General features: G+C 72.9%; 7 protein-coding genes. 2 read left to right on the top strand and 5 right to left on the bottom strand.

The window, feature by feature from the left end; genetic code table 11:
- Positions 1-531: 531 nt before the first annotated feature.
- Positions 532-1,098 carry a DJ-1/PfpI family protein gene (locus tag I3F58_RS28175; protein ID WP_240111541.1) on the bottom strand — a complete coding sequence of 189 codons (567 nt, stop codon included), beginning with the start codon at positions 1,096-1,098 and terminating at the stop codon, positions 532-534.
- Between the two features lie 375 nt (positions 1,099-1,473).
- Between I3F58_RS28175 and I3F58_RS28170 the strand changes: the two genes are divergently transcribed.
- Positions 1,474-6,402 carry an NAD-glutamate dehydrogenase gene (locus I3F58_RS28170; protein ID WP_240111540.1) on the top strand — a complete coding sequence of 1,643 codons (4,929 nt, stop codon included), beginning with the start codon at positions 1,474-1,476 and terminating at the stop codon, positions 6,400-6,402.
- Between the two features lie 99 nt (positions 6,403-6,501).
- Here I3F58_RS28170 and I3F58_RS28165 read toward each other — a convergent pair whose 3' ends face one another.
- The 3 genes from I3F58_RS28165 to I3F58_RS28155 all read right to left on the bottom strand — a co-directional run bounded on the left by I3F58_RS28165 (position 6,502) and on the right by I3F58_RS28155 (position 9,574).
- Complete coding sequence (locus tag I3F58_RS28165) at positions 6,502-7,782, bottom strand: glycosyltransferase 87 family protein (RefSeq protein WP_240111539.1); 1,281 nt, start codon at positions 7,780-7,782, stop codon at positions 6,502-6,504.
- Between the two features lie 81 nt (positions 7,783-7,863).
- Positions 7,864-8,655: an ABC transporter ATP-binding protein gene (locus I3F58_RS28160; RefSeq protein WP_240111538.1), complete on the bottom strand. Its 792-nt coding sequence runs from the start codon at positions 8,653-8,655 to the stop codon at positions 7,864-7,866.
- On the bottom strand, positions 8,648-9,574 hold the full coding sequence (locus I3F58_RS28155; protein WP_240111537.1) for an ABC transporter permease: 927 nt from the start codon (positions 9,572-9,574) through the stop codon (positions 8,648-8,650). The genes I3F58_RS28160 and I3F58_RS28155 overlap by 8 nt, the downstream gene beginning before the upstream one ends.
- 138 nt (positions 9,575-9,712) lie before the next feature.
- On the opposite strand from I3F58_RS28155, the gene I3F58_RS28150 reads away from it, so the two are divergent.
- Positions 9,713-10,363: a TetR/AcrR family transcriptional regulator gene (locus I3F58_RS28150; RefSeq protein ID WP_374208055.1), complete on the top strand. Its 651-nt coding sequence runs from the start codon at positions 9,713-9,715 to the stop codon at positions 10,361-10,363.
- Positions 10,364-10,579: 216 nt separating this feature from the next.
- Here the strand turns inward: I3F58_RS28150 and I3F58_RS28145 are convergent.
- Positions 10,580-11,814, bottom strand: a 1,235-nt coding sequence (locus tag I3F58_RS28145; protein WP_240111535.1) for a CDP-glycerol glycerophosphotransferase family protein, incomplete at its 5' end; no start/stop codon positions are given.

Genomic DNA, 11,814 nt, shown 5'->3' with positions numbered 1-11,814 from the left:
GGGTGTGGGTGCGGGAGTCCGTGCGGGGCGGGGCGGGCGGTCGCCAGGGTGCGGGGGCGGAGGCCGAGGCGCCGGGCCGGTGCGCGGGCCGGGTGGTGCCGTAGCGGGGGTGGCGGCGCCGTCGGGGTGCGGGGGACGAACGGGGCGGGAGCCGTCCGGAGCCGCGGTCCTGGGGCTTCCCTGCAGCGAACGCCCGGGGGAGGAGCCGCCGTCCCGAGCGCAACCGGCCGTGCTGTTCGGCCGCACCCGCCGCCGGGCGGTCACGTGACGCAGCCGGGCCGTGCCAGCCCGGCCCGGCGCCTGCTCCACGCCCCGGCCGGCGGCCCCGGATCGGCACGGCGCCCTTCCCGTCCCGCCTCGTGCGGCACAGCGAGACCGGCGGTCGGAGCCCGGTGGCCTTCCCGCGTCCCGCGGCGGGACCGGGCACGGCCCGGTCCCCGCGTCCCGCGGCGGGACCAGGGGTGCCGACCCCGTTCCCCCGCGTCCCCGTGGCGGAAGACGGGGGCGTCCGTCCGGACCCCCGAGGCCCTCCTACACCCCCCGCTCCCGCAGCACCCGCAGGAACTCCCGCATCCACGTCGGGTGGTCCGGCCAGGCGCGGGCCGAGACGAGGGGGCCGTCCACCACCGTCTCCTGGTCGTGGAACGTCGCGCCCGCGGACTGCATGTCCGGTTCCAGAGCCGGGTAGGCCGTCACGCGGCGGCCGTCCAGGGCGCCGAGCACGGCCGTCAGGAGCGGGCCGTGGCAGATCTGCGCCACCGGCTTGTCCGTGTCGAAGAAGGACTTGACGATCTTGCGCAGCTCGGGGTCGTTGCGCAGGTACTCGGGGGCCCGGCCGCCCGGGATGACCAGCGCGGCGTACTGGCTCGGCTCGACCTCCGAGAACGCCAGGTCGGCCGGGAGCGTGTAGCCGGGCTTCTCGGTGTACGTGTCGAATCCGGGCTCGAAGTCGTGGACGACGAAGCGGAGCGTCTTGCGGGCCGGGGCGGCGATGTGGACCTCGTACCCCTCCTCCCGGAGCCGCTGGTACGGGTAGAGCACCTCCAGTGACTCCGCCGCGTCGCCGGTGACGACGAGGATCTTCGACGCAGGTGTCATGCGGGTTCCCTCCGGGAGCGTGCGGGGCTGTCGCTGTCCAGGGTGTCCAACTCCAGCACATTCTTTTGTACACATCCCGTGCATGACGGCGACCGGGTGAAGGGCGATAGCCTGGACCCGTGATCAGCGCTATATGCCATGGGGGCAGCGGAGCCCCCGGCCGGCGCCCGGATGCCCTCGGTGCCCGGGCGGGCGCTGATCTTCTCTGTCCGGTTCCGCCACCCCTCCCCGTGCCGTCGACGTCCGTCGGCATGTCACGGATGCTGGTGTCGAGGCCGGGCTTTTTTCATGCCCTTCCTTCCCGCATGACGTCCCACTCATGCGGATCACCATTCACTACGTCACGCAACGGCGCGCGACAGGAGCCAGAGGACCATGCAGACCAAGCTGGACGAAGCCAAGGCCGAGCTGCTCGAACGGGCGGCTCGGGTAGCTGAGCACGAGAGCGGGGAGCGTCCCGACCGGGAGACCGTCCTCGAGTACCTCCAGCGCTACTACCTGCACACCGCTCCCGAGGACCTCACGGACCGCGACCCGGTGGATGTGTTCGGCGCCGCGCTGTCGCACTACCGGCTGGCCGAGAACCGCCCCCAGGGCACCGCGAACGTCCGCGTGCACACCCCGACCGTCGAGGAGAACGGCTGGACCTGCAGCCACTCCGTCGTCGAGGTCGTCACCGACGACATGCCGTTCCTCGTCGACTCGGTGACCAACAAGCTGTCCCGCCTGAACCGCGGCATCCACCTGGTCGTCCACCCCCAGGTCGTGGTCCGCCGTGATGTGACCGGGAAGCTGATCGAGGTCGTCCCGCCCGGCACCGAGCCCGCCGAGCGCCCGCACGACGCGCTTGTCGAGTCCTGGATCCACGTCGAGTTCGACCGCGAGACCGACCGCGCCGACCTCAAGCAGATCACCGCCGACCTGCTGAGCGTCCTGTCTGACGTCCGCGAGGCCGTCGAGGACTGGGAGAAGATGCGGGACACCGCACTCCGCCTCGCGGACGGCCTGCCCGCCGAGCCGACGGCCGACGATCTGCGCCCCACCGAGGTCGAGGAGGCCCGCGAGCTGCTCCGCTGGCTCGGCGACGACCACTTCACGTTCCTCGGCTACCGCGAGTACACCCTGGTCGACGGTGACGCCCTCGCCGCCGTACCCGGTACCGGCCTCGGTGTGCTGCGCTCCGACCCGCACCACAGCGGCGACGACGCCCACGGCCACCCCGTGTCGCCGTCCTTCAACCGGCTGCCCGCCGACGCCCGCGCCAAGGCCCGCGAGCACAAGCTGCTCATCCTGACCAAGGCGAACAGCCGCGCCACCGTGCACCGGCCGTCCTACCTCGACTACATCGGCGTGAAGAAGTTCGACGCCGACGGCAATGTCATCGGTGAGCGCCGTTTCCTCGGCCTGTTCTCGTCCGCCGCCTACACCGAGTCCGTGCGGCGCGTGCCCGTCATCCGCCGCAAGGTCGCGGAGGTCCTCGCCGCCGCCGGGTTCACCCCCGACAGCCACGACGGCCGCGACCTGCTCCAGATCCTGGAGACCTACCCGCGCGACGAGCTGTTCCAGACGCCCGTCGACCAGCTCCTGGCCATCGCCACCAGCGTCCTCTACCTCCAGGAACGCCGCCGGCTCCGGCTCTACCTGCGCCAGGACGAGTACGGCCGCTACTACTCGGCGCTCGTCTACCTGCCCCGCGACCGGTTCAACACCACGGTCCGCGAGCGGCTGACCGACATCCTCAAGGAGGAGCTGGGCGGCACCAGCGTCGACTTCACGGCCTGGAACACCGAGTCGGTCCTCTCCCGTCTCCACTTCGTCGTCCGCGTCCCGCAGGGCACCACCCTCACCCCGCTCACCGACGCCGACGCCGACCGTCTGGAGGCCCGCCTCGCGGAGGCCTCCCGCTCCTGGGCGGACGGCTTCGCGGACGCCCTCAACGCCGAGACCGGCGAGGAGCGCGCCTCCGAGCTGCTGCGCCGCTTCGCGGGCGCCTTCCCCGAGGGTTACAAGGCCGACCACACCCCCCGCTCCGCCGTCGCCGACGTCGTCCAGCTGGAGCAGCTGGAGGAGAGCGGCCAGGACTTCGCGCTGTCGCTGTACGAGGCGGTCGGCGCCGCCCCCGGCGAGCGCCGCTTCAAGATCTACAAGGCGGGCCCGCAGGTCTCCCTGTCCGCGGTCCTCCCGGTGCTGAACCGGCTCGGAGTCGAGGTCGTCGACGAGCGCCCGTACGAGCTGCGCTGCGCCGACCGCACCAGCGCCTGGATCTACGACTTCGGCCTGCGCATGCCGGCCCCCACCGTCAACGGCGGCGACTACCTCGCGGACGACGCCCGCGAGCGCTTCCAGGACGCCTTCGCCGCCACCTGGACCGGCCAGGCCGAGAACGACGGCTTCAACGCCCTCGTGCTGCGCGCCGGGCTGACCTGGCGGCAGGCCATGATGCTGCGCGCCTACGCCAAGTACCTGCGGCAGGCGGGCTCCACGTTCAGCCAGGACTACATGGAGGACACCCTCCGCACCAACGTCCACACCACCCGGCTGCTGGTGTCGCTGTTCGAGGCGCGGATGGCGCCGGAGCGGCAGCGGGCCGGGACCGAGCTGATCGACGGGCTGATGGAGGAGCTGGACGGCGCCCTCGACCAGGTCGCCTCGCTCGACGAGGACCGCATCCTGCGCTCCTTCCTCACCGTCATCAAGGCGACCCTGCGGACGAACTTCTTCCAGAAGGGCGCGGACGGGCTGTCGCACCCCTACGTGTCGATGAAGTTCGACCCGCAGGCCATCCCGGACCTGCCGGCGCCGCGCCCCGCCTTCGAGATCTGGGTGTACTCGCCGCGCGTCGAGGGCGTCCACCTGCGGTTCGGCAAGGTCGCGCGCGGCGGTCTGCGCTGGTCCGACCGGCGCGAGGACTTCCGCACGGAGATCCTCGGCCTGGTCAAGGCGCAGATGGTCAAGAACACCGTCATCGTGCCGGTCGGAGCCAAGGGCGGCTTCGTCGCCAAGCACCTGCCCGACCCGTCCGTCGACCGTGACGCGTGGCTCGCCGAGGGCATCGCCTCGTACCGCACCTTCATCTCGGCGCTGCTCGACATCACCGACAACATGGCCGGCGGCGCGGTCGTGCCCCCCGCCGACGTCGTCCGGCACGACGAGGACGACACGTACCTCGTGGTCGCCGCCGACAAGGGCACCGCCACCTTCTCCGACATCGCGAACGAGGTCGCCGTCTCCTACGGCTTCTGGCTCGGGGACGCCTTCGCGTCCGGCGGCTCCGCCGGATACGACCACAAGGGCATGGGCATCACCGCCCGCGGCGCGTGGGAGTCCGTGAAGCGGCACTTCCGCGAGCTGGGCCACGACACCCAGACGCAGGACTTCACCGCCGTAGGCATCGGTGACATGTCCGGTGACGTGTTCGGCAACGGCATGCTGTGCAGCGAGCACATCCGGCTCGTCGCCGCCTTCGACCACCGGCACATCTTCATCGACCCCACCCCCGACGCAGCCGTCGGATACGCCGAGCGCCTCCGCCTGTTCGAGCTGCCCCGCAGCTCCTGGGCCGACTACAACACCGAGCTGCTCTCCGCGGGCGGCGGCATCCACCCCCGCAGTGCCAAGTCCATCCCGGTCAACGCGCCCATGCGGGCGGCCCTCGGCATCGAGGACGGCATCACCAAGATGACGCCCGCCGAGCTGATGAAGGCCATCCTCCGGGCGCCGGTCGACCTGCTGTGGAACGGCGGCATCGGCACGTACGTGAAGGCCTCCGGCGAGTCCCACGCGGACGTCGGGGACAAGGCCAACGACGCCATTCGCGTCAACGGCGAGGACCTGCGCGTCAAGGTGGTCGGCGAGGGCGGCAACCTCGGCCTCACACAGCTCGGCCGGATCGAGTTCGACCGCAAGGGCGGTCCCCGGGGGCACGGCGGCCACATCAACACCGACGCCATCGACAACAGCGCCGGTGTCGACACCTCCGACCACGAGGTCAACATCAAGATCCTGCTCAACGGCCTCGTCGCGGACGGCGACATGACCGTCAAGCAGCGCAACAAGATCCTCGCGGAGATGACAGACGAGGTCGGCACCCTCGTGCTGCGCAACAACTACGCGCAGAACACCGCCCTCGCCCTCGCCCTCGGCCAGTCCGGCTCGCTGCTCCACGCCCACCAGCGGTTCATGCGCCGCCTGGAGCGGGACGGCGACCTCGACCGGGCCCTGGAGTTCCTGCCCGCCGACCGCCAGGTCCGCGAGCTGCTCAACAGCGGACGCGGGCTCAGCCAGCCCGAGCTGGCCGTCCTCCTCGCCTACACCAAGATCACCCTGGCGAAGGAGCTGATCACCAGCGACCTGCCGGACGACCCCTACCTGCGCGGGCTGCTCCACGCCTACTTCCCGACGAAGCTGCGCGAGGAGTTCCCCGAGCACATCGACAGTCACGCGCTGCGCCGCGAGATCATCACGACGGTCCTGGTCAACGACACCGTCAACACCGGCGGCTCGACCTTCCTGCACCGGCTCCGCGAGGAGACCGGCGCGTCGGTCGCGGAGATCGTCCGCGCCCAGGCCGCGGCCCGGGCCATCTTCGGGCTCGGTGCCGTCTGGGACGCCGTCGAGGGGCTGGACAACCAGGTCCCCGCCGACATCCAGAACCGGATCCGGCTGCACTCCCGTCGTCTCGTCGAGCGCGGCACCCGCTGGCTGCTCAACAACCGGCCGCAGCCGCTGGAACTCGCGGAGACCATCGAGTTCTTCGCGGACCGCGTGGAGCGGGTCTGGTCCGAGATGCCGAAGCTGCTGCGCGGTGCCGACCAGGAGTGGTACGAGGGGATCGTCGCGGAGCTGACCCGGGCCGGGGTGCCGGAGGAGCTGGCCGCGCGCGTCGCCGGATTCTCCTCCGCGTTCCCGACGCTCGACATCGTCGCCGTCGCGGACCGCACCGGGAAGGACCCGCTGGCGGTGGCCGAGGTCTACTACGACCTGGCCGACCGGCTCAGCATCACCCAGCTCATGGACCGGATCATCGCGCTGCCCCGCGCCGACCGCTGGCAGTCCATGGCCCGCGCCTCCATCCGTGAGGACCTGTACGCCGCGCACGCCGCGCTCACCGCGGACATCCTGTCCGCCGGGAACGGCGCCGCGACGCCGGAGGAGCGGTTCGGGGAGTGGGAGCACAGGAACGCCTCCCTGCTGGCCCGTGCCCGCACCACCCTGGAGGAGATCCACGGCTCGGACGCCTTCGACCTGGCGAACCTGTCGGTGGCCATGCGGACCATGCGCACGCTGCTGAGGGCCCACAGCTAGGGCCCGTCCGGGGTCTCGTACGTGGAGGAGGGGCGCCCGTCGCAAGGCGGGCGCCCCTTCCGCATCCCCTCCGGCGTCCCGCGGGTGTGCCGTCAGGCGCTACGGCACCCGCAGCACATCCGGCGCCGACTCCTCCCACAGGGCCCGGCACGACACCAGCGCCGCCACCACCAGCAGCAGGTTCCGCACCACCAGCACCGCGACGCCCAGCGGTGTCACCGTCAGCACGTCCACGTACAGCACCGGGTACACCAGCGCGCTCAGCGCCGCGGCCGGCAACAGCAGCGCCGCGACCGGCCGCTGTGTGGTGTTCCGGCAGGTCAGGCACACCGCCGCGAGCCCCAGCAGCCACACCAGGTACTGCGGGCTCAGGACCCGGCTGGTCACCGTCACCAGCAGCACCGCCATCAGCGCCGCGTCCGCGGGCGTGGCCTCCGACCAGTGCAGCGACCGCACCCGCCACAGCAGCAGCCACAGCACGGCCGCGCCCGTCAGCACCAGCGACGCCCCCGCCACCGCCCCCGCGTACGGGCCCGTGAACTCGTACGCCCCGTACCGGTACACCACCCGCCCCGGCCACCCCATGAGGTGGGCCGCCGCGAGCACGCTGCCGCCCAGGGACTCGACCTGCGCCCCGCGCCCGCCCTGATGCCGCAGGAAGCCCCACGCGTGCGGGAACACCAGCGCCAGCGCGGCAGCCCCGCCCGCCAGAGTCACCAGCAGCGAGGTCCAGGAGCGCCGGGTCACCGTCCCCCGCGGCGTACCCGCCAGGGTGAGCAGCGGCCAGCCCTTCACCAGGGCGCCCAGTCCCGCGAGGACGCCCCCCACCCGGGCGTGCCCGGCCCGCAGGGCCAGCAGTCCGCCCACGGCGAGCGCGGTGACCAGCACGTCGTACCGGGCGAGCGGCAGGTGCAGCAGCAGCGCCAGCCCGCCGGTCCAGTACCAGGCGCCCATGCCCGAGTCGCCGCCCCGGGCGCGCGCGAGGGCCAGGGTGACGGCGGCGTCCGCCGCCAGTGCCAGGGCGACGAACCCCTGGAAGTACGTGAGCCCGGGAAGCAGCCCCGGCGCCAGCAGCACCAGTGCGGCGCCCGGCGGGTACTGCCAGCTGGTCTCGCCCACGGGGAGCACCCCGTCCGCGAGCTGCCGGTACCAGTGCTCGTACAGGACGGACACCTCGCGCCCGACGCCGCCGATGCCGAGGGTGTCGTGTGCGAGCAGCCACAGCATCCCGGCGCGGGTGAGCAGCCAGACGGCGGCGAGCGGCAGCAGCGCGGGGCGGCGCGGCGGATGGAACACCCGTCTGGGCGAAGGCCGCAGCCGCAGTCTGAGGGGGGAGGCGGGCCGGGACCGCTGCGGGGCTCGGGGCTGGTGCGTGGTCATCCCCGTGCACGCTAGCCGCGGGCGGGTGCTTCCGCCTGTTGTGCGGGCTTTCGGGGGAATCGGCCGGACCGGCGGCGGGGGTCAGCCGGTCTTCTTCTCGTAGGCCGTCACGACCTCGTCGACCGGCCCGTCCATGAGCAGCCGTCCCGCCTCCAGCCAGATCGCCCGGTCGCAGGTCTCGCGGATGGTGGAGTTGCTGTGGCTGACCAGGAACACCGTGCCCGCCCGGGAGCGCAGCTCGTCGATGCGCTTCTGGCTGCGCTTGCGGAACTTCGCGTCGCCGGTGGCGAGGGCCTCGTCGATGAGCAGTACCTCGTGCGACTTGGCGGCGGCGATCGAGAAGCGCAGCCGGGCGCCCATGCCGGACGAGTAGGTGCGCATCGGGAGGGAGATGAAGTCGCCCTTCTCGTTGATCCCGGAGAAGTCGACGATCTCCTCGTAGCGGTCCTTGATCTCCTCGCGGGACATGCCCATCGCCAGCCCGCCGAGGATGACGTTGCGTTCACCCGTCAGATCGCCCATCAGGGCGGCGTTCACCCCGAGGAGGGACGGCTGGCCCTGCGTGTAGACATGGCCCTCGCTGGTCGGCAGGAGGCCGGCCACGGCTTTCAGCAGGGTCGACTTGCCGGAGCCGTTGGAGCCGATCAGGCCGATCGCCTCGCCCTTGTACGCGGCGAAGCTGACCCCCTTGACGGCGTGTACGGTCCGGGCGCCGGGCGCGGGTCTGCGGCCCTTGCGGGACAGGATCCGGGACAGGGCTGCGGTGGCGGCGCCCCGGCCGCCCCGGGAACCGCCGTTGACGGTGTAGGTGACGTGGACGCCGTCGGCGACGACGGTCGGGACGCGTTCCTCGGTGATGGTCGGGTCAGCCACGGCCGTAGGTCTCCTCAGCCTTCCAGAAGTACACGAACCCGCCGACGAAGGCGGCCAGCGCCCAGCCCGCCGCCGCGGCCCAGACATGGGGAGGCAGCTGGGCGGCGGTGTAGCTGTCGATGAGCGCGAAGCGCATCAGGTCGATGTAGAGCGCGGCCGGGTTGTACGGGAGGGCCGCGGCCACCAGCGACGGCAGGTCCCTGCCGGCCAGCACGTGCTGGATGCTCCACATCACGCCCGAGGCGTACATCCAGGTCCGCAGCACGAACGGCAGAAGCTGCGCCACGTCCGGCGTACGGGCCGTCACGCGCGCGAGGGCCAGGGTCAGGCCCGTGTTGAACAGCGCCTGGAGCGCCAGGGCGGGGAACGCGAGCAGCCAGGAGACGCCCGGGCGGATGCCGCACAGGAACAGGATGGCGACCAGGGTGACCAGCGAGAACACCAGTTGCTGGAGCTGCTGCAGGGCCATCGCCATGGGGAGGCTCGCACGCGGGAAGTGCAGGGCGCGGACGAGGCCCAGATTGCCGCTGACCGCCTTGCTGCCGGTCATGACCGAGTTCGCGGTGAACGTCCAGATGAAGACCCCGGTCACCAGGAACGGGACGAAGTCCGGGACGTGCTTCCTGGTGTCCATCAGGACGCCGAACACGAAGTAGTAGACGGCCGCGTTGAGCAGCGGGGTCGCCACCTGCCACAGCTGGCCCAGCTTCGCCTGGCTGTACTGGGCGGTGAGGCGGGCGGTCGCGAACGCGGTGATGAAGTGGCGGCGGTTCCAGAGCTGCCGGGCGTACGCCGGGAGCGAGGGCCGGGCGCCGCTCACGCTCAGCCCGTGGCGCAGGGCGAGCGCCCGCAGGTCCTGGCCGGGTTCCTGGCCGGTGGCCGGTTGCGGTGGCGGGGCGAGTGTGGTCGCGGAACTCACCAGGCGGACGCCTTTCGTGCGGTTGTCGTCGTGGTACGGCTCCGTCGGGACGAGTCCGTATCGTCGCTACGGGGAGGTTAGGGCGTATGTGCGACGGGACGCAACCGTTTCGTCGTGACGGGGTGCGCGAAACGGCCTATGATCCCCGGCATGACCCCACAGCCGCCGCCCGGAACCCCCGGCTCGCCCGGAGCCTCCGGAGCGCGTCGTCGTGCCCCCGCCGGGGCGGCCGTGCTGCGCGAGGACGTGACCCGGGCCATCCGAGCGGCCGTCTTCGAGGAACTCGCCGCGGTCGGGTTCGCGCGGATGTCGATCGAAGGCATCGCGCGGCGCGCCGGGGTCGGCAAGACAGCCGTCTACCGGCGGTGGAAGTCCAAGCTGTCGCTGGTGCTGGACCTGGTCACGGTGTTCGCCGCGCAGGGGCTGCCCGCGCCGGCCACCGGCTCCCTGTACGGCGATGTGCGGGCGCTGCTGGAGGTCGCGGCGCATGCCCTGCGGCACCCGGTCGCCTCGCAGGTCATCCCGGACCTGCTGGTCGAGGCGGCCCGTCAGCCCGAGATCGCGGACGCCGTCAGGACGGCTCTGCTCGACGGCCAGCGCGGGGTGGCCGCGCAGATCGTGCGGGACGCGGTGGAGCGCGGCGAGCTGCCCGAGGGCACGGACCCGGAACGCGCGCTGGACCTGATCGTGGGCCCGCTGTACTGGCGGCTGGTGGTGGTCCGGTCGCCGCTGCCGGACGGGTACCTGGACGAACTGGCCGGGGTGGCGGTGGCGGGCCTCAAGGCCTGAGCGCTCCCCTGCCCCCTCGCCGCCGCGCCGAACCTTCGAGGCTGCGCGGACCGGCGGCTCCGCCGCGTTCGGGCGCCGCCCCCCGGGGCCCTGTCGCCGCGCCCGGGCGCCGGGCGGGGCCGGATGCGCGCCCGGGCGCGGCGCGGCCCTTCCTCCCCCCGACGCCGGGCGCCCGCCCCTTCCCGTCCGGGGACGGGCGAGGAGAGGAGCCGCCGGTCAGCGTGTGGCGCCGAGCGCCGGGGTCGGGTGCCGGTCCTCCAGAGGGGTGGGCGGGGCCGCCGGGGGCTGGCCGAGGAACACATGGCGGACGACCCGCTCGGCGGCGCGGCCGTCGTCGTACGGGCAGAAGCGGGACCGGAAGGCCGTGCGGAGCTGCGTCGACCGGGAGCCGCGCCAGTGGCCGGTCGTGAAGATGTCGATCAGTTCGTCCTCGCTGCGGGCCACCGCACCCGGCGGGAAGGACCGCAGATCGAAGTACGTGCCGCGGGCCGCCGCGTACGCGTCCCAGTCCTCGGTGTGGACGACGACCGGCCGGTCCAGCGACGCGTAGTCGAACATGATCGGCGCATAGTCGGTGATCAGCGCGTCCGCGGCCAGGCACAGCTCCTCCGCCGACGGGTGGTCCGACACGTCGACCACCCGGGGGTGGTCCGGGAGGGTGGTACCCGTCCTCGCCAGGACCGTGAAGCGCGGGCCCAGGGCGAGGGCGATCCGTTCCAGGTCCAGCAGGCGGGGCTGCGGCGTGACGTAGTCGCGGTGGGCGGGGGCGTACAGGACCGCCGTGTGACCCTCCGGGACGCCCAGGGCGGTGCGTACGGCGGTGACGTCCCGCGCGGTGGCCCGCTGGAACACGTCGGTGCGCGGGGAGCCGTACTCGAGGGTCGTGTACGTGCCGGGGAAGACCCGCTCGTGGACGAGCGTGGCGTGCCGGCCGGAGGTGACCAGGTGGTCCCAGGTGGCGGTGGAGCGCAGGAGCGCGGCGGCGTCGGTGGTGCCCCGCGCGGCGGGGCGGTGCTGGAGGTCCAGGCCCTCGTGCCCGAGCGGCGTGGCCCGTTGGGTGCGGACGACCGCCTGGCCGCGCCGCTTGACCAGACGGTCCTCCACCCCGTCGGTGTCGCTGACGAGGTACGCGGAGCGGGCCAGTGCCGTCCAGTAGGCGGCCGTACCGGGGCGCAGCCGACGGGGGCCGGGCGGCACCGTCGAGGCATGGCCGGGAGATGTGCAGACCCAGGCCGTGCGGACCCCCGGCACCAGGTCCCGCACCCGCTGCTCCAGCGCGGCGGGCGAGCCGCCGTAGCCGGGGCTGCCGGGCGCGGCGAACACCGCGTGGCCGGGGCGCAGCGGGAGCAGGAGCTGGACGCGGTAGTGGACGCGCAGCAGCGCGCCGCGCAGCCCGCGCCACGAGGTGGCCGCGCCGCGTGCCGCCCGTGCGGTGAGCGCCCGTGCCGCGG

It is taken from the genome of Streptomyces sp. MUM 203J (assembly GCF_022414595.1).
GTDB lineage: Bacteria > Actinomycetota > Actinomycetes > Streptomycetales > Streptomycetaceae > Streptomyces.
This window is presented reverse-complemented; position numbering and strand designations above follow the sequence as displayed.

What these genes read in the sequence shown, in the direction of transcription:
- I3F58_RS28175 (WP_240111541.1), bottom strand. Translation starts at nt 1,098, where the DNA reads ATGACACCTGCGTCGAAGATCCTCGTCGTCACCGGCGACGCGGCGGAG.
- I3F58_RS28170 (WP_240111540.1), top strand. Translation starts at nt 1,474, where the DNA reads ATGCAGACCAAGCTGGACGAAGCCAAGGCCGAGCTGCTCGAACGGGCG.
- I3F58_RS28165 (WP_240111539.1), bottom strand. Translation starts at nt 7,782, where the DNA reads ATGACCACGCACCAGCCCCGAGCCCCGCAGCGGTCCCGGCCCGCCTCC.
- I3F58_RS28150 (WP_374208055.1), top strand. Translation starts at nt 9,713, where the DNA reads ATGATCCCCGGCATGACCCCACAGCCGCCGCCCGGAACCCCCGGCTCG.